Source organism: Bradyrhizobium sp. LTSP885 (assembly GCF_000938305.1).
Lineage (GTDB): Bacteria > Pseudomonadota > Alphaproteobacteria > Rhizobiales > Xanthobacteraceae > Bradyrhizobium.
Window position 1 is genome coordinate 35,151 of the sequence record NZ_JYMT01000020.1, and the last position, 20,418, is coordinate 55,568.

General features: G+C 63.5%; 22 protein-coding genes. 11 read left to right on the top strand and 11 right to left on the bottom strand.

What is annotated here, in order from left to right; translation table 11 throughout:
- Positions 1–45: 45 nt before the first annotated feature.
- Complete coding sequence (otnC, locus tag UP09_RS13305) at positions 46–702, top strand: 3-oxo-tetronate 4-phosphate decarboxylase (RefSeq protein WP_044538650.1); 657 nt, start codon at positions 46–48, stop codon at positions 700–702.
- A gap of 128 nt (positions 703–830) precedes the next feature.
- On the opposite strand, the gene UP09_RS13310 is transcribed toward otnC, so the two are convergent.
- Entirely contained in the window at positions 831–1,595 is a 765-nt protein-coding gene (locus UP09_RS13310; protein WP_082070121.1) for an alpha/beta fold hydrolase, read from the bottom strand.
- Between the two features lie 140 nt (positions 1,596–1,735).
- Here UP09_RS13310 and UP09_RS13315 point away from each other — a divergent pair, with 140 nt between their 5' ends.
- Positions 1,736–2,203, top strand: coding sequence for a MarR family winged helix-turn-helix transcriptional regulator (locus tag UP09_RS13315; RefSeq protein WP_044538651.1), 468 nt, complete (start codon positions 1,736–1,738; stop codon positions 2,201–2,203).
- Here the strand turns inward: UP09_RS13315 and UP09_RS13320 are convergent.
- From UP09_RS13320 to UP09_RS13350, 7 genes are all read right to left on the bottom strand, one after another.
- A complete protein-coding gene (locus UP09_RS13320; protein ID WP_044538652.1) occupies positions 2,200–2,904 on the bottom strand; it encodes an ABC transporter ATP-binding protein in 705 nt (234 codons plus the stop codon). The genes UP09_RS13315 and UP09_RS13320 overlap by 4 nt on opposite strands.
- A complete protein-coding gene (locus UP09_RS13325; protein WP_044538653.1) occupies positions 2,888–3,619 on the bottom strand; it encodes an ABC transporter ATP-binding protein in 732 nt (243 codons plus the stop codon). Before UP09_RS13325 ends, UP09_RS13320 begins: the two co-directional genes overlap by 17 nt.
- Complete coding sequence (locus tag UP09_RS13330; RefSeq protein WP_044538654.1) at positions 3,616–4,593, bottom strand: branched-chain amino acid ABC transporter permease; 978 nt, start codon at positions 4,591–4,593, stop codon at positions 3,616–3,618. Before UP09_RS13330 ends, UP09_RS13325 begins: the two co-directional genes overlap by 4 nt.
- The gene (locus UP09_RS13335) at positions 4,593–5,471 is read right to left on the bottom strand and encodes a branched-chain amino acid ABC transporter permease (RefSeq protein ID WP_044538655.1); all 879 of its coding nucleotides are present in this window, start codon (positions 5,469–5,471) and stop codon (positions 4,593–4,595) included. Before UP09_RS13335 ends, UP09_RS13330 begins: the two co-directional genes overlap by 1 nt.
- Positions 5,468–5,668: a hypothetical protein gene (locus tag UP09_RS13340; RefSeq protein ID WP_044538656.1), complete on the bottom strand. Its 201-nt coding sequence runs from the start codon at positions 5,666–5,668 to the stop codon at positions 5,468–5,470. The genes UP09_RS13335 and UP09_RS13340 overlap by 4 nt, the downstream gene beginning before the upstream one ends.
- Before the next feature lie 35 nt (positions 5,669–5,703).
- On the bottom strand, positions 5,704–6,948 hold the full coding sequence (locus tag UP09_RS13345) for an ABC transporter substrate-binding protein (RefSeq protein WP_044538657.1): 1,245 nt from the start codon (positions 6,946–6,948) through the stop codon (positions 5,704–5,706).
- 83 nt (positions 6,949–7,031) lie between these two features.
- Positions 7,032–7,847 carry a putative hydro-lyase gene (locus UP09_RS13350; protein WP_044538658.1) on the bottom strand — a complete coding sequence of 272 codons (816 nt, stop codon included), beginning with the start codon at positions 7,845–7,847 and terminating at the stop codon, positions 7,032–7,034.
- A 118-nt stretch (positions 7,848–7,965) separates the two neighbouring features.
- Here UP09_RS13350 and UP09_RS13355 point away from each other — a divergent pair, with 118 nt between their 5' ends.
- Genes UP09_RS13355 through UP09_RS13365 form a run of 3 tightly spaced genes read left to right on the top strand, consistent with a single transcriptional unit; the run spans position 7,966 to position 11,102 of the window.
- Positions 7,966–8,898 carry a LysR family transcriptional regulator gene (locus UP09_RS13355; protein WP_044538659.1) on the top strand — a complete coding sequence of 311 codons (933 nt, stop codon included), beginning with the start codon at positions 7,966–7,968 and terminating at the stop codon, positions 8,896–8,898.
- A gap of 14 nt (positions 8,899–8,912) precedes the next feature.
- The gene (locus tag UP09_RS13360) at positions 8,913–10,163 is read left to right on the top strand and encodes a Zn-dependent hydrolase (RefSeq protein WP_044538660.1); all 1,251 of its coding nucleotides are present in this window, start codon (positions 8,913–8,915) and stop codon (positions 10,161–10,163) included.
- 27 nt (positions 10,164–10,190) lie between these two features.
- A complete protein-coding gene (locus UP09_RS13365; RefSeq protein WP_044538661.1) occupies positions 10,191–11,102 on the top strand; it encodes an NAD(P)-dependent oxidoreductase in 912 nt (303 codons plus the stop codon).
- 173 nt (positions 11,103–11,275) lie between these two features.
- Here UP09_RS13365 and UP09_RS13370 read toward each other — a convergent pair whose 3' ends face one another.
- Complete coding sequence (locus tag UP09_RS13370) at positions 11,276–12,355, bottom strand: tartrate dehydrogenase (RefSeq protein WP_044538662.1); 1,080 nt, start codon at positions 12,353–12,355, stop codon at positions 11,276–11,278.
- Between the two features lie 168 nt (positions 12,356–12,523).
- Between UP09_RS13370 and UP09_RS13375 the strand changes: the two genes are divergently transcribed.
- Positions 12,524–13,300, top strand: coding sequence for an SDR family oxidoreductase (locus UP09_RS13375; protein WP_044538663.1), 777 nt, complete (start codon positions 12,524–12,526; stop codon positions 13,298–13,300).
- Positions 13,301–13,511: 211 nt separating this feature from the next.
- Positions 13,512–14,933, top strand: coding sequence for an amidase (locus UP09_RS13380; protein ID WP_044538664.1), 1,422 nt, complete (start codon positions 13,512–13,514; stop codon positions 14,931–14,933).
- Positions 14,934–14,939: 6 nt separating this feature from the next.
- On the opposite strand, the gene UP09_RS13385 is transcribed toward UP09_RS13380, so the two are convergent.
- Complete coding sequence (locus UP09_RS13385; protein WP_502689050.1) at positions 14,940–15,584, bottom strand: TetR/AcrR family transcriptional regulator; 645 nt, start codon at positions 15,582–15,584, stop codon at positions 14,940–14,942.
- A 211-nt stretch (positions 15,585–15,795) separates the two neighbouring features.
- Complete coding sequence (locus UP09_RS13390) at positions 15,796–16,497, bottom strand: haloacid dehalogenase type II (protein WP_044538666.1); 702 nt, start codon at positions 16,495–16,497, stop codon at positions 15,796–15,798.
- Between the two features lie 323 nt (positions 16,498–16,820).
- Here UP09_RS13390 and UP09_RS13395 point away from each other — a divergent pair, with 323 nt between their 5' ends.
- The 4 genes from UP09_RS13395 to UP09_RS13410 all read left to right on the top strand — a co-directional run bounded on the left by UP09_RS13395 (position 16,821) and on the right by UP09_RS13410 (position 20,370).
- Complete coding sequence (locus tag UP09_RS13395; RefSeq protein WP_044538667.1) at positions 16,821–17,027, top strand: ferredoxin; 207 nt, start codon at positions 16,821–16,823, stop codon at positions 17,025–17,027.
- A gap of 51 nt (positions 17,028–17,078) precedes the next feature.
- Positions 17,079–18,317 carry a cytochrome P450 gene (locus UP09_RS13400; RefSeq protein WP_044538668.1) on the top strand — a complete coding sequence of 413 codons (1,239 nt, stop codon included), beginning with the start codon at positions 17,079–17,081 and terminating at the stop codon, positions 18,315–18,317.
- 84 nt (positions 18,318–18,401) lie between these two features.
- On the top strand, positions 18,402–19,724 hold the full coding sequence (locus UP09_RS13405) for an MFS transporter (protein WP_044538669.1): 1,323 nt from the start codon (positions 18,402–18,404) through the stop codon (positions 19,722–19,724).
- 7 nt (positions 19,725–19,731) lie between these two features.
- Complete coding sequence (locus UP09_RS13410; protein ID WP_044538670.1) at positions 19,732–20,370, top strand: sulfite oxidase-like oxidoreductase; 639 nt, start codon at positions 19,732–19,734, stop codon at positions 20,368–20,370.
- Positions 20,371–20,418 lie beyond the last annotated feature (48 nt).

Consider the following 20,418-nt stretch of genomic DNA (forward strand, 5'->3'; position numbering starts at 1 on the left):
GGGACAAGGCGAAAAGACGGAAGGCTTGCGCGCCAAGAGAAAAACATGAGCGAAACAAAGCTTCGTGAGGACATCTGCCGCTTCGGCCGTTCGCTGTTCGAGCGCGGGCTGACGCCGGGGTCGTCAGGCAATATCAGCGTCCGCGTCCATGATGGCGGCTGGCTGGTGACGCCGACCAACGCCTCGCTCGGCTTCCTCGATCCCGCCAAGCTGTCGCGCCTAGACGCGGACGGCCGATTGATCTCCGGCGATGCGCCGACCAAGGAAGTGCCGCTGCACACCGCGCTCTATCAAACCCGCAGCGCGGCCCGCGCGGTGGTGCACCTGCACTCAACCCATTCGGTGGCGCTCTCGATGCTGCCCGAGATCGACCCGCGCGCGGCGCTGCCGCCGATGACCGCTTATTACGTGATGAAATGCGGCCAGACCGCGCTGGTGCCGTATTTTCGTCCCGGCGACCCTGATGTCGCCGACGCGATCAGGGGGCTCGCCGGGAAATACTCATCGGTGCTGCTCGCCAATCACGGCCCTGTCGTGTCGGGCGACACGCTGGAAGCCGCAGTGTTCGCGACCGAAGAACTGGAAGAGACCGCAAAGCTCTATCTGCTGCTGCGCGGACTGAACCCGCGCTATCTGTCGCCGGAGCAGGTGGCGGATTTGACCAAGGTGTTCGGGCTGACGTTGCCGGAACATGGGCATTGACCCCTCCCCGTCATTGCGAGGAGCGGAGCGACGAAGCAATCCATGGCTCAGCACGCGGTGAGATGGATTGCTTCGCTTTGCTCGCAATGACGTATGGGTAGAGCGGTTGCTTACTTCGCGTGAGCCATTTACTTCGCGTGAGCCTTGGCGGCTTTCTCGATCAGCTCAGCGACGGCCTTCGACTGCGAGACGTAGACCGCGTGGCTTCCGCTCTGTTCGACGACCGAGGCGCCTGCCCGCTTTGCCATGGCGCGCTGGGCATCCGGCGGAATCATCTTGTCGGCGGTCGCAACAAGGTACCAGCTCGGCTTGGTCTTCCACGCCGGCTCCGTCACGGCACCACTGAGAGCGGCAACGCCCCAGGGCACTTGCGCGTTGGCCATGAAGGACGCCAGCTCGGGCTTCACGTCGGCGGCGAAGGAGGCCGCGAACTTGGCCTTGTCGAGGTGCAGGAAGCCATCCTGCGGCGGCAGGATCGGCGGCACCGGCGCGCCGGGCGGCGGGTTGGCGATCAGCGATGATACCGACTCGCCTTTATCAGGCGCGAAGGCTGTGATGTAGACGAGCTTGTCGACCTTGGGATCGTTGCCGGCTTCGGTGATGACGACGCCACCGTAGGAATGTCCGACCAGGATCACCTTGCCGTTGGCTTCGGCGATCGCACGCTTGGTCACCGCTACGTCGTCGGCCAGCGTGGTCGTCGGGTTCTGAACGATGGTGACCTGATAGCCATCCTTCTTCAGGATATTGTAGACGCCCTCCCAGCCGGAACCGTCGACGAATCCCCCGTGCACGAGGACGATGGTTTCGGGTTGGGTCGATTGGGCGGCCGCAGGCGAAATGCCGGTCGCGAGGGCAAGCAGCGCCGCCGAGGCGAGAAGTTTCTGGATCATTTGGCTCTCCTTATTAACTATCACGATAATCATTATCGCGATAATTATTTGATAGTGGCAATCTGAAGCCTTGTCCAGAACTATTTATCGCGATAAGTATTATCGCAGTAACCCGCTCATCTCGCAGGGAAAAGATTGCCATGACATCTCATGTCCCGCTCGACGGACAGCTCTGCTTCTCGCTCTACGCGACGTCGATGGCGATCAACCGGGCGTACAAGCCGATGCTGGACGCCATGGGGATCACTTATCCGCAATACCTGGTCTTGAGCGTGCTGGCGGAGAACGGCGAGCAAACCATCTCGACGATTGCCGAGCGGCTCGACCTCGAGCCGAGCACGATCACGCCGCTGGTCAAGCGGCTCGAACACGCCGGACTGCTATCGCGTCGGCGAAATCCCCGGGACGAGCGCGAGGTCCAGGTCGCGCTCACCGCGAGCGGCAAGCGGCTCCATGATGAGAGCGGATGCCTCACCGAGACCCTGCTGCGCCGTTCGGGATTGACGGTGCCGGAGATGATTTCCCTTAACGAGCGAATTCAATCGCTCCGCCATGCGCTGGTCGCTGACGACGGCCGGGACTCCGATCAGGCCTCTGTCGAGAGCTAAAGCCCCAGATACGCCTTGCGCACGTCGGGATTGCCGCTGATCTCGGCCGCGGTACCCTGCATCAGCACGCGGCCGGTTTGCAGGATGTAGGCGCGGTCGGCGATCTCGAGGCACTCGGCCATGCGCTGCTCGACGATCAGCACGGTCATGCCGGCGTCGCGGATGCGTTTCACGGCCTGGAAGATCTCATCCACCAGTTTTGGCATGATGCCCTGCGACGGTTCGTCCAGCATCAACAGCCGCGGTCGCGTCATCAGCGCGCGGCCGATCGCCAGCATCTGCTGCTCGCCGCCGGACAGCGTCTCGGCGCGCTGCTCCAGCCGCTCGCCGAGCCGCGGGAACAGCTGGAACACCAGATCGAGCGGCGCATCGCGGTCGGCCTGGCTGCGATAGAGATAGCTGCCGAGCCGGAGATTGTCGCGCACCGAGAGCCGCGGAAACAGCCGGCGGTTCTCCGGCACGAAGGCGATGCCGCCGGCGGTGATCACATGCTGCGGCTTGCCGTCGATGCGGTTGCCGTCGAAGGTCACGGTCCCCGCGCGCGGCCGCTCGGCGCCGGCGATCGATTTGAGCAGCGTCGACTTGCCCGCGCCGTTGGCGCCGGCGACGCAAACGATCTCGCCCTTGGCGACGTCGATCGAAACCGAGGAGATCGCGACCAGGCCCTGATAGGCGGTGGTGACTTCACGCACCGACAGCATGACGATCCCCGAGATAGGCAGAAATAACTTCTGGATTGCGGACGACGTCGGTGGGCTTGCCCTCGACCAGTACCTTGCCGAGATTGAGCACGATGGCGCGGTCGACTAGCGGCATCACGATCTCCATGACATGCTCGACCATCAGCACGGTGACGCCAGTGGCGCGCACCTTGCGCACCAGTTCGACGCCGGTCTGGGCCTCGACCGGCGTCAACCCGGTGAGGACCTCGTCGAGCAGCAGCAGCTTTGGCTCGGTCGCGAGCGCGCGGGCGACCTCAAGCCGGCGCTTCTCCGACGGCACCAGGTCGCTGGCGAGCACATTGGCGCGCGCGGCAAGGCCGCAGAAGTCCAGCACCTCGTAAGCCTTCTTTCGCGCCACCCGCATCACCGTGTTGCGGATCAGAGCGCCGACGATGACGTTGTCGATGACGGTCATGGTCTCGAAGCTCTTGACGACCTGGAAGGTACGCCCGATGCCGCGCTGGCAGCGCTCGGCCGCAGGCAGGCTGGTCACGTCCTCGCCGTCGAAGATGATCGAGCCTTGCGTCGGCGGCAAAACGCCGGCGATCAAATTGAACAGCGTCGACTTGCCGGCGCCATTCGGGCCGATCAGGCCGACGATCTCGCCGCGGCCGACCGAAATCGAGACGTCGCTGTTGGCGACGAGGCCGCCGAAGCGCTGCCAGACACCGCGGGTTTCCAGAAGTGCGGTCATCGCGCGGCCTCCTTGCGGGAGGCGAACAGTCCGACCAGTCCCTGCGGCCGCGCCAGCGAGATGGCGACGATCAGCGAGCCATAGACGATCAGGTCAACACCACGGCCGGAGCCGCCGATGAAAGAGCGCGTCAGCTCGGTGAGCGGGATCAGGATGACGGCCCCGAGCATCGGCCCCCACAGCGTGCCGATGCCACCGACCACCGCGGGCAAGGCCATCAGCAGCGAGAACTGAAAGCCCATCACGCTTTCGGGGTCGATATAGGAGACGAATTGCGCATAGAAGCCGCCGCCGACGGCGACGAGGAATGCGGAGACCGCGGCTGCGCCCATCTTGGAATTGAACACGACCACGCCGAGGCTTTCGGCGGCGTCGGGATTGTCCTTCACCGCCCGCCACCAATAGCCCCATTTGGAATCTTCCAGCCACCAGGTGACGAACCAGGCGACGCAGGCAAGCGCCAGCGCGAAGTAGAAATACGGCAGCTTGGAGCGGGCGAACTGGAATTTCAGCCAGCTGTCCCCGCGCATCGGAATCGTGATGCCGAGCGCCGCACCCGCCCAATCCCAGTTCTGGATCAGAAGCAGCCCGATCTCGGCGATCACGATGGTCGCGATCACGAAGTAATGCCCGCGCAGGCGGAAGAAGGGATAGCCGAGCACCATCGCGATCACGGCGGAGATCACCCCGCCGGCCAGCATGCCGAACCACGGCAGCACGCCGAACTTGGTGAACAGCAGCGCGGTGGCGTAGGCCCCTAATCCGAAATACAGCGCATGTCCGAGCGAGATCTGCCCGCAATAGCCTGACAGGATGTTCCAGCTCTGCGACAGCGCCGCGTACATCAGGGTCAGCACCATGATGTTCTGGACATAGACGTCCTTGACGAACAGCGGCACCAGCGCGGCGACGACGGCGAGACAGAAGGCCACGATCAGGTCGCGGCGGCGGCGTTGGGCGAAGGTCGTATCCATCACATCGATCCGAACAGGCCGCGCGGCCGGATGAAGACGACCAGCAAATAGACGGCGTAGATACCGACCGATTTCAGCGACGGCGGCAGGATCAGCGCGGTGGTCGCTTCCACCAGGCCGACAATGATGCCGCCGGCAAAGGCGCCGAACACGCTGCCGAAGCCGCCGAGCGCCACGGTGACGTAGGCGATCAGCGCGAACGACGCGCCGACGTCCGGATAAATGTAGAAGAAGCTCGCCATGATGGCGCCGGCGAGCCCGACCAGTGCCGCGCCAAGGCCCCAGCCGAGCGCGAACACGCGGTTCTTGTCGATGCCGACCAGAGCCACCGCGCCGGCGTCCTCGCGTGTCGCCTCGAGCGCGCGGCCGAAATCGGTGCGGTTGATGAAGAAGTAGAGCGCGACAAAGGCCGCGATCGAGACCAGCGCGCCGACCAGCTGCGGCTCGGGCAAATAGATGCCCGCGACCGAGATCGTCTTGCCGCCGAGCCAGGAATGGGTGACGCTGCGATAATCAGGCGTGAAGAAGAACTGCGCCAGGCCCCGCATCACGATGGCAAGACCGAAGGTCGAGAAGATCTGTACCATGCCGGCATTGGCCTTGGCCCGCACCGCGAAACGGACGATCAAGAGATAGACCACCGCCCCGAACACGAACAGGGCTGCTGCAACCAGCGGCGCCGCCAGCAAGGGATCGATCGCGAAGAACGCGAACAGGAAGAAGGTCGCGTACATCGCAATCATCAGGAATTCGCCGTGCGCGAAATTCACGACGTCCATCAATCCGAAGATCAATGCGAGCCCGACGGCGATCAATCCGTAGAGCAGCCCCATCAACAGGCCGCTTGCCAGACTCTGGATAATGGCTTCGGCGGTCACGGCTGCACCTCCACGCCTTGGCTGCTGCCGTTAACACCCGTCATTGCGAGGAGCGAAGCGACGAAGCAATCCATTCGTTCAACCTGCGGCGAGATGGATTGCTTCGCGGAGCCTGTCATCCGGCGGCGCTTCGCGCCGACCGGGTGGCTCGCAATGACGGAACACGCGAGACTCTCGATGATCTCTTCAGCTGTCACAGTGCTTGGTCCCCCACCTGGCGCTGCGGCCCGGCCTACTTCATCGGCCAGATGGCTTCGGCGACGGCAGCCTGCGCCGGCGAGATGGTGACGAACTTGCCGCCGACATATTGCAGCAGCACCGGGTCGGCGTCGTTGTTCTGGCCCATCTCGTCAAACTTGACGCGCTTCCAGGGCATGATGGTCTGCTCGCCCGGGATATCGGTCGCGGCCAGCGCGTCGCGAATCTTCTCGCCATCGGTCGACTTGGCGCGGTTGATGGCATCCGCCATCACGATCAGGGCCATGAATTCCCGCGACGTGTTGTCGTTCAAATCCTTGCCCGACTTTTCCTTGAACATGGCGTTGATCTTGCCGACCATCGGCCGCTTGGCCGCGAGATCGAGCGAAAAGCTGCCACGGGTGATGACGCCTTCGAGCTTGTCGCCGACCGCGTCGTACAGCGCCTTCTCCGAGAAGCCTGCCGCCTGCGCGACAATGGCGTTCGGCTTGTAGCCGAGCTCACCCATGGTCTTGATCAGCAGGATGCCGTCGGTGGTGTAGCTCGAGGGCATCAGGACGTCGGCATTGGCCGCCTTGAGTTGCTGAACCTCGGCCGACAGCGACGGCGAATTGGCGCGGTACTTGATGTCGGCGACGATCTTGTAGCCGCGCTCATTGGCAAGTTTGGTCTGCGCGTTCGCGGAGTCCGTTCCGAAGATGGTGTCCTCGTGGAACAGCGCCAGCGTCTCGATCTTGGTGCCCTTCTTCTTCATGACGTCGTAGAAGTCGAACATGCCCTTCGAGAACATCTCGTCATGGGGAGCCGCGCGGAAGAAGAATTTCAGGCCGCGGGTATGCAGGCTCGGCGACGAGTTGTCGGCCGAAACAAACGGGATCTGATAGCGCTCGCAGGTTTGGCTCACCGTGACTGCGACCGCGCTCTGATAGGTGCCGACGATCGCGCAGACCTTCTCCTGGGTGATCAGGCGTTCGGCCTCAGCACGGCCCTTCTGCGGGTCGCCCTGGTGGTCGGCATAGACGAGGCGAATCTTGGCACCGCCGAGCCCCGGCAATCCTGCGTCCTTGGCAAGCGGCAGGTCGAAATCATACTTGGTGTTGATGACGTCAAGTGCGGCCTCATAGGCCTTCTGCGCGTCAACGCCCATCTGGGCGCTGGCGCCGGAGAATGGGTAGAGGACGCCGATCACCACTTCGGCGGTCTGCGCGCGGGCTACGATCGGGGCCAGCGCGGCGGCGGCGGAGGCGCCAAGCAATACGTTGCGGCGAGTGATCGTCATATGCGAAAAGTCCCCTGTTTGGTCTATCGATGAGGCGCTTATAGCGCGCAGTAAAGCCTCAATGAATTGCACGAATTGCCTATTCAGAGCACAGCGAGCTGCTTGTTCCTGAGATCAGTGACAAGCATCAGGCCCGGCGCATGCGTGATCGCGAAGGGCAGCTTTGCATTTGCGATCACCGCTTGCGGCGTCACGCCGCAGGCCCAGAACACCGGGATCTCGTCGTCGGCGACCGGCACCGGATCGCCATAGTCGGGCTTGGCAATGTCCTTGATACCGATCGCATGCGGATGACCGAGATGCACCGGCGCACCATGAACCGACGGGAAACGTGACGTGATCTGCACTGCGCGGATCGCATCCTTAGGCTTGAACGGACGCATCGACACCACCATCGGCCCCGCGAACGGACCCGATGGACTGCACGCGATATTGGTGCGGTACATCGGCACGCGCACCTTGTGCTCGATGTGGCGGATCGGCAGCCCGTCGTCCATCAGCGCCTCTTCGAACGAGAACGAGCAGCCGAGCACGAAGGCAACCAGATCGTCGCGCCAATATTTGATGATATCGGTCGGCTCCTCGACCACCTCGCCGTCGCGCCAGACCCGGTAGCGCGGCACGTCGGTGCGGATGTCGAGGTCGAGGCCGAGGCCGGGAATCCTGAAATCGCCGACATCGGACATGCCGATGATCGGGCAAGGCTTCGGATTGAGCTGGCAGAAGCGATGGAAGGCGCTGGCGAGTTTCTCCGGCAGGATCGCAAGATTGCCTTGGACGAAGCCGTTGGCGACGCCGGCGGTGCTGGAGGCCATGCCGTTGCGGCAAGCCAGGCGTGCGTCCCGGCTCGGAAGCGACGATTGTTCGGACGATCGCTGCGCTGCCGCAAAATCAGCCATTAAAATCCCCTGCCTGTAATCTCAGCAAAGACAGCCAACACCAAGCGTGCTATAAAGTCTAATCGTCCTTTCTAATCATAATCGATAAATCCTGCTTATCGATTGGAAAATGCTCCCGATGACGGACTTCCGCTCGATCGAAACCTTCCTCTGGGTCGTCAAGCTCGGTAGCTTCCGCGGCGCCGCCCAGCGACTCAATACCACCCAACCGGCGATTTCCCAGCGCATCGCGCAGCTCGAGCGCGAGATGGGTGTCAAGCTCTTGAATCGCGACCATCGCGTGGCGTCGCCGACGCCGAGCGGGCGGCAGATGATGGTCTATGCCGAGAAGCTGATCGGCCTGCGGTCCGAAATGATGGCGGAGGTCGGCGACCGCTCGGCGATGCGTGGCGTGCTGCGCCTCGGCGTCGCCGAGACAATTGTCCACACTTGGCTGCCGCGGCTGGTCAAGAGCGTCAACGAAATCTACCCGAACCTGTCGCTGGAGATCGAGGTCGACATCACGCCGAATCTGACCGCGCGATTGCTCGCGCAGGAAATCGAGCTCGCATTCGTGGTCGGGCCGTTGTCCACCCCCGGTGTGCAGAGCCGCGTGCTGTGCGACTACCAGATCGGCTTCCTGGCGAGCCCCTCGCTCGGGCTCGGCAATGCCCCCGTCACACGACGCGATCTTGCGCGGTTTCCGATGATCACCTTTCCGCGCAAGACCAAACCCTATGAGGCCGTACGCGCCGTGTTCGACCGGCCCGACCTGCCGCCGATCCGGCTGCACGCCAGCGCCTCGCTTGCGACCGTCATTCACATGGCGATCGAGGGGCTCGGCATCGCCGTGATCCCCTCGGTGATCGTCGAGAACGAACTCACCACCGGACGGCTGCAACTGCTCGACACCGACGTCAAACTGGCACCGCTCACCTTCTCGGCAAGCTGGCTGACCTCCCCCGATGCGGTCGCCGTCGAGCGTGTTGCGGATCTCGCCCGCCAGTTCGCGCAAGCAAGCGTAGCGGTTGACGGCGCCGCGACGACGGGCCATGAAAAAACCGTCGCGTGAGGGAAACAAGCCGCATGAACCGAGCCGTATCCAATCTGCAGATCGATTCCGCCCGCCTCTGGGGCACCATCCACGAAACCGCGCAATACGGAGCAACCGCCAAAGGCGGCGTGCGGCGGTTGACGCTGAGCGCCGAGGACAAGCAGGTGCGCGACTGGTTCCGCAAAGCCTGCGAGGAGGCCGGCCTCGAATTCCATGTCGACGCGCTCGGCTCGATGTTCGGGTTGAGGAAAGGAAGAGATATGTCGAAGCCGCCGATCGGAGTCGGCTCGCATCTCGACACCCAGCCGACCGGCGGTAAATATGACGGCATCCTCGGCACGCTTGCCGCGCTCGAGCTGGTCCGCACGCTCAACGGCGCCGGCATCGAGACCGAGCTGCCGATCTGCATCTGCAACTGGACCAACGAGGAAGGCTCGCGCTTTGCGCCGGCGATGATGGCCTCGGCGGCTTACGTCGGCGACTTCACCACCGACGACATCCTGTCGCGCAAGGACGCCGAGGGCGTCACGGTGGCGCAGGCGCTCGACGGCATCGGCTATCGCGGCGATGTCCCGGTCGGGCGGCAGAAATTCTCCAGCTTCGTCGAGCTTCACATCGAACAGGGCCCGATCCTGGAGGCCGAGAGCAAGACCATCGGCGTGGTCGATTCCGGCCAGGGCGTGCTGTGGTACGACGGCAAGATCACCGGCTTCGAGAGCCATGCCGGATCGACCCCGATGCCGCTGCGGCGCGACGCGCTGGCGACGCTGTCGGAGATCGTGCTGGCGATGGAAAGCATCGCCAGGAAGCACGGCCCGAAGGCGGTCGGCACTATCGGTGAAGCCGTGATCGCAAATCCCTCGCGCAACGTCATCCCCGGCGAGATCGCCTTCACGATGGATTGCCGCAGCGCCGACGCTGCGATCATGGACGCGCTCGACAAGGACTTGCGCACGGCGATCGCCGAGATCGCGGCGCGGCGCAAGGTCGAGGTTAAGATCGACCTGGTCTGGCGCAAGGCGCCGACGCATTTCGATCCGAAGCTGGTCGACGCGGTGGAGAACGCCGCCAAGCAGCTCGGCTACTCGCACCGCCGCATCACCTCCGGCGCCGGCCACGACGCCTGCAACCTCAACACCGTGATGCCGACGGCAATGGTGTTCGTGCCTTGCAAGGACGGCATCAGCCACAACGAGCTGGAAGACGCGACGCAGGCCGATTGCGCCGCCGGCGCCAACGTGCTGCTGCATACGGTGCTGGCGCTCGCCGGCGTCGCATCCTGATCAGTCCTGGTATCCGCGGAGGTTGCCGTGCGCGCAGTGTTTGTCGACGCCAATGAATCGCTCGCCGTGATCACCGAGCGGCTAGAGAAGCCTGGTGATCCCGCGATGCGGATCAACCGCAATCCAGACATCGCACCCGAGGACTACCCGGCCGTTCTAGCCGGCGCCGAGATTGCGGTGGTCGATCACACCGCACTGCCAACCGAGGTCGCAAAGGCCTGCACCGGATTGAAGCACGTCGTGTTCCTCGGCACCGGCGCGCGCAGCTACATGAATCCGGAGGAGCTCGCCGAGCTCGGCATCTCCGTGCACTTGATCAAGGGCTATGGCGACACGGCGGTGGCGGAATCCGCGATTGCGCTGATGTGGTCGTCGGCCCGCGTGATCGCGCAGATGGACCGCGAGATGCGCGCCGGCAACTGGCTGCGCGAGGACGGCATGCAGCTCACCGGCAAGACGCTGGGGCTGGTCGGCTTCGGCGGTATCGCAGCCGAAGTCGCGCGCATCGCGCTCGGCAGCGGCATGAAAGTGATCGCCTGGAACCGGTCGCCCAAGACCTATCCCGGCATCGACTTCGTCGATCTCGACACGGTGCTCGCGACCAGCGACGTGGTCTCGATTCATCTCCTGCTGAACGACGAGACCCGCGGCATGATCACCCGCGAGAAAATCGCGAAGCTGAAGCCGGGCGTGATCCTGATCAACACCGCGCGCGCCGCTGTTGTCGATGAGCAAGCGATGATCGACGCGCTCGCATCAGGCCACATCCGCCACGCCGGCCTCGACGTCTTCAACACGGAGCCGCTGCCGAAGGATCATCCGCTGACGAAAATCCCCAACGTGACGCTGTCGGCGCATTCAGCATTCCGCACGCCAGAAGCAAGCGAGAATCTGATCCACGCGGCATGGGAGCATTGCCGAAGGATTGTGAAGGGGTAACTACCCTGCAGGTGTGCGCGAACAGTGCGCTTCTTCCCTTCTCCCCCTGTGGGAGAAGGTGGCGCGGACGCAGTCCGCGACGGATGAGGGGTTTCTCTCCGCGGATGCAGACCCCTCACCCCGCTTCGCTGCGCGAAGCGACCCTCTCCCACAAGGGGAGAGGGTGAGAACAATCAATCCACCATCTCCGCGACCGCCTTGCCGCAAGCCGTCGTATCGGCATTGCCGCCGAGATCGCGCGTCCGCAGCGTGCGTTCGCCGAGCGTGCGCTCGATCGCCCCGACGATGGCGGCCGCGGCCTGCTTCTCGCCGAGATGCTCCAGCATCATCGCGCCCGACCAGATCATGCCGATCGGGTTGGCGATGCCCTGCCCTGCGATGTCGGGCGCCGACCCGTGCACCGGCTCGAACACGCTGGGGAAATTGCCAGCCGGATTGATGTTGCCGGACGGCGCGATGCCGATCGTGCCGGTGCAGGCAGGGCCGAGGTCGGAGAGGATATCGCCGAACAAATTGGAGCCGACCACGACGTCGAACCAGTCCGGATGCAGCACGAAGTTCGCGGTCAGAATGTCGATGTGGTACTTGTCCCACTTCACCTTGGGATAGTTCTTGGCCATCGCCTCCACGCGCTCGTCCCAATAGGGCATCGTGATGGAGATGCCGTTCGACTTGGTCGCCGAGGTCAAGTGCTTCTTCGGCCGCGACTGCGCCAGGTCGAATGCGAATTTCAGGATGCGGTCGACGCCGATGCGGGTCATCACCGTCTGCTGCGTGACGAATTCGCGGTCGGTATCGGGGAACATGCGGCCGCCGACGGATGAATATTCGCCTTCAGTGTTTTCACGCACCACCCAGAAATCGATATCGCCCGGCTTGCGGCCCGCCAGCGGCGACGGCACGCCGGGCATCAGCCGCACCGGGCGCAGATTGACATACTGGTCGAACTCGCGGCGGAATTTGATCAGCGAACCCCACAGCGAGACGTGATCCGGGATCTTGGCGGGCCAGCCGACGGCGCCGAAATAGATCGCGTCGTGCTTGCCGATCTTTTCTTTCCAGTCGGCCGGCATCATCTCGCCGTGCTTCTCGTAATAGTCGTAGGAGGCGAAGTCGAAATGATCGAACTGCACGGAAACCCCATGCTTCTTCGCCGCCGCCTCGATGACGCGCAAGCCCTCGGGCATCACTTCCTTGCCGATACCGTCGCCGGGAATGACCGCAATCCGATACTGCTTCTTTGCGCTGCTCATCGAGAACACCCTTGTGATTTGCCCGGCCGGGAATGCCGCCTATGCTGATCGCCCTGCAATGAACCAAACTTCGCGCGGGCGCAACGCTGCAGTGCAGTGTTGACCGCGGCGCGACCCTGCCCCACCAAATTCGCCGACATCCGTTCCTCATAGCAAGCGAGCACTCCCATGGATCTGCATCTGCGCGGCAAGCGTGTCCTGATCACCGGCGCCTCCAAGGGCATTGGCGCGGCCGCCGCCGAGGCCTTCGCCGAGGAAGGCGCCCATCTGCTGCTGGCCGCCCGCAACGGCGAACAGCTCAAGGCACTCGCCGAGCGGTTGCGCTCGGCTCATCAGATCGATGCCGCGATCAGCGTGGTCGACCTGCGCAAGCCGGACGATCTCGCCCGGCTGGCCAAGGAGGCCGCCGACATCGACATCCTCGTCAACAATGCCGGCGATATCCCCGGCGGCTCGATCGACAAGATCGACGAACCAACCTGGCGGCACGCCTGGGAGCTGAAGGTGTTCGGCTACATCAATTTGACGCGCGCGATCTACGCCCAGATGAAGGCGCGCGGTGGCGGCGTTGTCGTCAACGATATCGGTGCGGCCGGCGAGAAGTTCGATGCCAATTACATCTGCGGCAGCGCCGGCAATGCGGCGCTGATGGCCTTCACCCGCGCGCTCGGCGGAAAAAGCCTCGCCGACAACATCCGTGTGGTCGGCATCAATCCCGGCCCGGTCGGCACCGACCGCCACGTCACGCTGCTCAAGACCCGCGCAAAGCATCAGTTCGGCGACGAGAACCGCTACAAGGAATTCCAGAAGGGCCTGCCGCTCGCCCGCCCCGCACACGCGCGCGAGATCGGCGACCTGATGGCGTTCCTGGCATCGGACCGCGCGGGATATACGTCGGGAGTGATCTATACGGTGGATGGCGGTTTGACGTCGGGGTGGGGTTAGGCCCGTCCTCTCTCCGTCATTGCGAGGAGCGATAGCGACGAAGCAATCCATGCTTCCCCAAGTGGAGGCATGGATTGCTTCGCGGAGCCTGTCATCGGGCGCGCATTCGCGCGACCCGTTGGCTCGCAATGACGGCTAACTCCGCGCATTGCCACAACCGCGAAAAATGTTCTACAGCACCTGAAAGCAAAACCGATAGGAGCAACGGCGCATGGCAGATCAGGGCTTGGTACGGGAAACGGCATGCGCCGTCGTCGACAAACTGAGAGCCGGCGACGTCACCCCGCTCGACCTGCTCGACGTGCTGGAGAAGCGCATCGCGGAGGTTGACGGCAAGGTCAATGCGCTACCGACGCTGTGCTTCGACCGCGCCCGCAGCCATGCAAAGGCCTTGATGCAGAAGCCCGCGGCCGAGCGCGGCCTGCTCGCCGGCCTGCCCGTTCCGATCAAGGACCTCACCAATGTCCAGGGGGTTCTGACGACGCTGGGCTCGCCGATCTTCAAGGACAATATCCCCGCGAAGTCCGACCTGATGGTCGAGCATCTCGAAAGCAATGGCGGCGTGATCTACGCCAAGTCGAACACGCCGGAATTCGGCGCCGGCGCCAACACCTTCAACGAGGTGTTCGGCCCGACGCGCAATCCCTGGGACACATCGCGCTCGGCCGCCGGCTCCTCCGGCGGCGCGGCGGTGGCGCTGGCGACCGGCACGGCCTGGCTCGCGCATGGTTCCGACATGGGCGGTAGCTTACGCAACCCCGCCAGCTTCTGCGGCGTTGTGGGCCTGCGGCCGAGCATCGGCCGCGTCGCGCACACGCCGAAATTCGGCGTCAATCGTACGCTCGGCGTGCAGGGACCGATGGCGCGCAACGTCGAGGACCTTGCACTGCTGCTGGATGCGATGAGCGGCGAGCATGCGGCCGATCCACTGTCCCTGCCTGTGCTGCCGACATCGTTCCTGTCAGCGGCGCGGTCCGGCAACAAGCCGAAGCGTATTGCTTACTCGCCCGATCTTGGCATCACGCCTGTCGATCCCGAGGTCAGGGCGATCACCCGCAAGGCGGCGGAGCGCTTCGCCGAAGCCGGCGCGATCGTCGAGGAAGCTCATCCCGACCTGCGTGAGGCCCATGAATGCTTCCACGCGCTGCGCGCGTTCGATTTCGCGATCAGCAAGGCCGAATTGTTGCGCACCAAGCGCGACCTGCTCAAGCCGGAGGTGATCTGGAACATCGAGGAAGGCCTGAAGCTCTCCGTCGAACAGCTCGCGCGCGCCGAGGCGCAGCGCGTGGCGCTGACCGAGCGGACCCTCGCCTTCTTCGACAAGTATGACCTGTTGCTGGCGCCCGCGACTATCGTGCCACCGTTCCCGATCGAGAACCGCTACGTCGCCGAATGCGACGGCAAAAAATTCGACAATTATGTCGAATGGCTCGGCATCGTCTATGCGATCACGCTGGCCTGCTGCCCGGCGTTGTCGTTGCCCTGCGGCTTCACCGCATCGGGACTTCCGGTCGGCCTGCAGATGGTGGCGAAGCCCCGGGCGGAGGCGCGGCTTCTGGCCGGCGCGAAGGTGCTGGAAGACATTCTGGGCCTGCGCGGCACGACGCCGATCGATCCACGGCCGCCGAAGTAAGGCGGCTTAAGCCTTCTCTTCCGCCGCCTTCAGCGCGACTGACAGCGCGAGTTTGGTCTGCTCGACGATCTCGTCCATCAGCTCCTCGCGGCTGATATGGGCGACCTCGCCGGTGAGCAATCCCTGCTCCGCCAGCATCACGATGCCGTGCAGCCCGGCCCAGATCTTCAGCGCCTGACGTTCGCGCAGCAGGCCGACCGCCGGCGCCTCGAACGCCTCGATCAACAGCGCCAGCGTTTCCATCGCCGCAGTATGCAGCTCGCTGCCGACAGGCGCGCACGCCATGGTTCGCGAAGCGAACATCAGCCGGTAGATGCCGTGGCGCTCGAGCCCGAAGGCGAGCGCTGCTTGCGCAAAGCGCGACAATTTCGATTGCGAAGCCGGCGTCTCGATCGCGTCGCGCATGATCACGTTGAACTGCCGGAACGCTTCCGCGGTCACCGCCTGCAGCAGCGCGTCGCGGTCGGCGAAATGCCGGTATGGCGCCGGCTGCGAGACGCCGAGCTGCTTCGCCAGCGCCTTGATGCTGATCGCCTCCGGCCCGCCGAGTTCGACCTCCTGCAAGGCAGCCTGGATCAGGGCGTCCCTGAGATCGCCATGGTGGTAGGTTTTGAACGGCTTACGAACGATTTGTCCCATCACGGCTGACATCACTGACTTTTCGCTTGACGCGCAAGCGCTTCGATAATGTAATATACTATAACTTGGCGATCCGGTTAAGAGGCCGGCCGCCCAAGCAAGCTAGACCTTGCATAAAGAGGATTGAGGAAACCCGGCGCGCCCGATTGCACACGAGGGCCCGAAGGAAAGCGCCGCCTGAATCCAGGTCAGTAGTCGGTCATCCGAGACTTCCCCTCACGAGCTACATCCAACCAGCTTCGGAAAGGAATCCCGGAACCTGATCGAGTGCCGCGGCAACCTTGTTCGGCGAATAGTCGGGCAACGGCTTGCGGCCCGTGCCGCGGTCGATCCAGATCGCCCGGAACCCAAGATCACGCGCGGCGACGAGATCGAGATGCGGGCTGGCGCAGATATGGACGAGCTGCGGCTTGTCGATCCCGATCGACGCCCAGGCATACTCGAATATTTCACGCGATGGCTTGTAGGCTTGGGCCTGCTGCGCCGTGATCACCCGATCGATGTAACCGCCGAGCTGTGCGACGTTGCCGGCGATGATCGCATCGACCGTGTTTGAGATGATCGCCAGCTTGAATCCCGCGGCCTTCAGGCGGCCTAGCGTCGCGACGACCTCCGGAAAGGGAGGCATCTTGCCGATCGACGACGTCAGGATCGCTGCGTCATTCGGATCCGACGGCAGCGACAACTCGGTCATGGCGGCTTCAAGCGCTTTGGCGGTCACCTCCTTGAACGACAGATGCGGGCGGCTTCGCTCGAGGGAATGTTCATGGCGATCAAACACCTCCAGAAACGCCTGCGGCTCGATGCTCGATCCGGTGCGCGCCAGAATTCGATTTGTCGCCGAGATCAGGCCCTCATCCCATTGAATCAGCGTCCCGTAGCAGTCGAACGTCAACCAGTCCGGGCGCGATCCGATGAGTGCCATCGCAAATACCCCTTCAGTCTGCCGTTCATGGTGACAATTCACAGCGTCATTTGGAAATTAAATTCCTCAATGACTTCGATCGAAAATCCAAATGATGATCCCTCTTGCAGATCGCGGATTGCCCACTCTGCCGTGCAGACGTTGCTCGGACGGTCCACCACGCTGAATTTTCGCTTGACGCGCAAGCGGTTCGATAATGTAATATGCTATAACTTGGTGGTCCGGTTAAATGCCAGCCACCCAAGCAAGCTAGAACTTGCAAAGAGAACAATGTGGAACCTGGCGCGCCCCATTGCGCGCGAGCACCGAGGGAGAGCGCTTGCATGTCCAAGCTGAAGATCCGCGTCGACCAGGACAAGTGCCAGGGTCACGCCCGCTGCAAATCACTCGCCCCTGAACTGTTCGAACTCGACGACTACGGCAACGCCCATGAGATCGGCGACGGGTCCGTCCCTGATGGCCTCGAGGACAAGGCTTGGCTTGCCCAGACCAATTGTCCGGAAATCGCGATCGAGGTCACGGAAGAGTAACACCGTCGCATTCAGTCCACTCTTGAACGAACGAGCAGAGGAAACGACCCGATGTCCGATTCCGAGTCCGCAAACTTCGTGCCCGAACACCCGGCGGTCACCGACTGGGTCAACGATTTCGACCACACCGATCCGACCTGGACCGAAGATCCGTTTCCGATCTGGGAGGAGCTGCGCGCCGCCTCGCCCGTCGTGCACACCGAGCGCTTCCTCGGCTGCTACATGCCGACGACCTATCAGGCGGTGAAGGAGATCGCCTACGACACCGAGCATTTCTCCTCGCGCCGCGTGATCGTGCGCGACGTCCGCCCCGACATCACCGCGAGGGCGCCGCCGATTACCTCCGATCCGCCGGAGCACAAGCCCGCCAAGCAGGTGCTGCTGCCGCCGTTCACGCCCGATGCGATGAAGAAGCTCGAACCGCGAGTGCGCGCGATCTGCAACGAGCTGATCGACGAGTTCATCGCCGATGGCCGTTGTGACGCCGCGGCGCGCTACACCAAGCACATCCCGGTGCGCGCCATTGCCCACATGCTCGGCATCCCCGAGAAGGACGGCGACCTCTTCATCAAGTGGATCCACCAGATCCTCGAGCTCGGCATCAAGGACGACAACCAGCTGATGAGCGGTGTGCGGGAGATGACGGGCTACTTCATGGCCCATCTCGAGCAGCGCAAGCTTGAGCCGGGCGACGACCTGATCTCGACGCTGATGCAAGCCAAGGGCCCGGACGGTCGGCCGCTCTCCGACGAACACGTGCTCGGCTCGCTGCGGCTGCTCTTGATCGCCGGCATCGACACCACCTGGAGCGCGCTTGGCTCCTCGCTCTGGCATCTCGCCAAGACACCCGCTGACCGCGAGCGGTTGCTCGCCGAGCCCGCATTGATCCCGACCGCGATCGAGGAATTCCTGCGCGCGTATTCGCCGGTGACGATGGCCCGCGAGGTGATGAAGGAGACCACCATCTCTGGCTGCCCGGTGAAATCGGGCAACATGGTGCTGCTGTCATTCCCGGCGGCCAACCGCGATCCCGCCATGTTCCCCGACGCCGACAAGGTGGTGATCGACCGCAAGGAGAACCGCCACGCCGCCTTCGGCCTCGGCATCCATCGCTGCGTCGGCTCCAATCTGGCGCGGATGGAGATGACGGTCGCAATCGAGGAATGGCTGAAGCGGATCCCGGATTTCCGACTCGACCCGGCCAGCAAGGTGACCTGGTCGGAAGGCACGGTGCGCGGCCCGCGTCAACTGCCAATGCTCTTTGGCAAGAACACCTCCAAGAACGCCTGACGAGCCGGAGAGCAGTTCCATCGCGCCACCCAAATGAGGTAGCTTGGCCCCGGAATCAAACAAAAGAGTCCGGGAGGCCACGCTATGACCGATCAAACCGCTCAGCCCGCGAGCAATCATCTCGACATCCACGACGTCGAGCGGCGGGTGAAGGCGATCTTCATCGGATCGGTCGGCAATCTCGTCGAGTGGTATGATTTCTACGCCTATACGGCGTTTGCGCTGTATTTCGCGCCGGCGTTCTTTCCGAACAGCGATCCGGTGGTGCAGCAGCTCAATGTCGCGGTGCTGTTCGCGGCGACCTTCCTGATGCGCCCGCTGGGCGGCTGGCTGTTCGGTTACATCGCCGACCGCTATGGCCGCCGCCTGTCGCTGACGCTCTCGGTGGTCTGCATGTGCTTCGGCTCGCTGATCATTGCGGCGACGCCGACCTACGCCACGATCGGCATTGCCGCCCCCGTGATCCTGGCGCTGGCCCGCATCATCGAGGGCCTGAGCCTCGGCGGCGAATATGGCGCAAGCGCCACCTATCTCAGCGAGGTCGCCGACCCGAACCATCGCGGCTTCTATTCCAGCTTCCAATACGTCACGCTGATCGGCGGCCAGCTCACCGCGATCATCGTGCTGTTGCTGCTGCAAAAGGTCTTCCTGACGCCGGACGAGCTGAGGGCCTGGGGCTGGCGGATTCCGTTCGTGATCGGCGCTTTCCTTGCGATCTTCGCCGCGGTGATGCGGCGCGGCCTGCACGAGACCGAGGCCTTCATCGAAGCCAAGAAGGTCTCCAAGCCGACCGGTTCGATCCGCGGCCTCCTAAACTACCCCCGCGAATTGCTGCTGGTGGTCGGCCTCACCGCCGGCGGCACCGCGGCGTTCTATACATTCACCACCTACATGCAGACCTTCGTCAAGCTCTCGGTGGGCTTGACCGAGGATCAGACCACCTTCGTGATCTTCGGCTCGCTGATCTTCGCGACCATCCTGCAGCCGATCTATGGCGCGCTTTCCGACCGCATCGGCCGCAAGCCACTTCTGATCTTCTTCGGCGTGGCCGGAACGCTGGCGACAATCCCGATCCTGACCGTATTGAAAGAGACCAAGTCGCCCTTCATCGCGTTCCTCTTGATCTGCGCCGCCTGGATCTTCGTCGCCGGCTACACCTCGATCAACGCGATCGTGAAGGCCGAGCTGTTCCCGACCAATGTCCGCGCGCTCGGAGTCGGCCTACCATACGCCATCACTGTCTCGGTGTTCGGCGGCACCGCGCCCGCGGTTGCGCTCTACTTCAAGAGCATCGGGCATGAGGACTGGTTCTACTACTACCTCAGCGGCATGATCTTCCTGTCGCTGCTGATTTACACGACCATGCGCGATACCAAGAACGAATCGGCGATGCATCGCCACGAGTGATACCGCCATGACCGACGACGACCAACCGCCGACCGAGAGCAAGCTGACGCGCAGCAAGCAGCGCTGGGCGCGCGAAGGCAAGTTCCTCACCGGCAAGATCAGCCGGCCCGAGGAGCAGCGCCTGCCGCCCGGTCAGCATCTGACGCGGGATTGGCCGGTCCTCGACCTTGGGCTGCTGCCCAATATCTCCCAGGCGCGCTGGCGTCTCGACGTCTACGGCGCGGTCGCGTATCCGATCTTCTGGACGTTCGAGCAGTTCGTGGCGCAACCGCAGACGCAGTTCGTCTCCGACATTCATTGTGTCACGACCTGGTCGCGCTACGACAATCAGTGGGAGGGCCTCGCAACCCGCGACCTGCTCGCCGCCTGCCAGCCACGCGAGGACGCAAGCTTCGTCGTACTGCATTCGCATGACGGCTATACGACGAACCTGCCGTTGGAGGATTTCGCCGCCGAGGACGCGCTGCTCGCCCATAGCTGGTCGGGCCAACCGCTGGAGCAGGAGCATGGCGGGCCGGTGCGGCTCGTGGTGCCGCATCTGTACTTCTGGAAGAGCGCCAAATGGCTGCAGCGCATCGAATTTCTGGCCGAGGACGCGCCCGGCTATTGGGAGGTGCGCGGCTATCACAATCGCGGTGACCCCTAGGCCGAACAGCGCTATTCTGGCGACTGACAACCAATAACGACGATGGAG

Excerpts from the sequence above, each read along its gene's own strand:
- otnC (WP_044538650.1), top strand. The coding sequence starts at position 46 with ATGAGCGAAACAAAGCTTCGTGAGGACATCTGCCGCTTCGGCCGTTCG.
- UP09_RS13310 (WP_082070121.1), bottom strand. The coding sequence starts at position 1,595 with ATGATCCAGAAACTTCTCGCCTCGGCGGCGCTGCTTGCCCTCGCGACC.
- UP09_RS13315 (WP_044538651.1), top strand. The coding sequence starts at position 1,736 with ATGACATCTCATGTCCCGCTCGACGGACAGCTCTGCTTCTCGCTCTAC.
- UP09_RS13320 (WP_044538652.1), bottom strand. The coding sequence starts at position 2,904 with ATGCTGTCGGTGCGTGAAGTCACCACCGCCTATCAGGGCCTGGTCGCG.
- UP09_RS13325 (WP_044538653.1), bottom strand. The coding sequence starts at position 3,619 with ATGACCGCACTTCTGGAAACCCGCGGTGTCTGGCAGCGCTTCGGCGGC.
- UP09_RS13330 (WP_044538654.1), bottom strand. The coding sequence starts at position 4,593 with ATGGATACGACCTTCGCCCAACGCCGCCGCCGCGACCTGATCGTGGCC.
- UP09_RS13345 (WP_044538657.1), bottom strand. The coding sequence starts at position 6,948 with ATGACGATCACTCGCCGCAACGTATTGCTTGGCGCCTCCGCCGCCGCC.
- UP09_RS13350 (WP_044538658.1), bottom strand. The coding sequence starts at position 7,847 with ATGGCTGATTTTGCGGCAGCGCAGCGATCGTCCGAACAATCGTCGCTT.
- UP09_RS13355 (WP_044538659.1), top strand. The coding sequence starts at position 7,966 with ATGACGGACTTCCGCTCGATCGAAACCTTCCTCTGGGTCGTCAAGCTC.
- UP09_RS13360 (WP_044538660.1), top strand. The coding sequence starts at position 8,913 with ATGAACCGAGCCGTATCCAATCTGCAGATCGATTCCGCCCGCCTCTGG.
- UP09_RS13370 (WP_044538662.1), bottom strand. The coding sequence starts at position 12,355 with ATGAGCAGCGCAAAGAAGCAGTATCGGATTGCGGTCATTCCCGGCGAC.
- UP09_RS13375 (WP_044538663.1), top strand. The coding sequence starts at position 12,524 with ATGGATCTGCATCTGCGCGGCAAGCGTGTCCTGATCACCGGCGCCTCC.
- UP09_RS13380 (WP_044538664.1), top strand. The coding sequence starts at position 13,512 with ATGGCAGATCAGGGCTTGGTACGGGAAACGGCATGCGCCGTCGTCGAC.
- UP09_RS13385 (WP_502689050.1), bottom strand. The coding sequence starts at position 15,584 with ATGTCAGCCGTGATGGGACAAATCGTTCGTAAGCCGTTCAAAACCTAC.
- UP09_RS13390 (WP_044538666.1), bottom strand. The coding sequence starts at position 16,497 with ATGGCACTCATCGGATCGCGCCCGGACTGGTTGACGTTCGACTGCTAC.
- UP09_RS13395 (WP_044538667.1), top strand. The coding sequence starts at position 16,821 with ATGTCCAAGCTGAAGATCCGCGTCGACCAGGACAAGTGCCAGGGTCAC.
- UP09_RS13400 (WP_044538668.1), top strand. The coding sequence starts at position 17,079 with ATGTCCGATTCCGAGTCCGCAAACTTCGTGCCCGAACACCCGGCGGTC.
- UP09_RS13405 (WP_044538669.1), top strand. The coding sequence starts at position 18,402 with ATGACCGATCAAACCGCTCAGCCCGCGAGCAATCATCTCGACATCCAC.
- UP09_RS13410 (WP_044538670.1), top strand. The coding sequence starts at position 19,732 with ATGACCGACGACGACCAACCGCCGACCGAGAGCAAGCTGACGCGCAGC.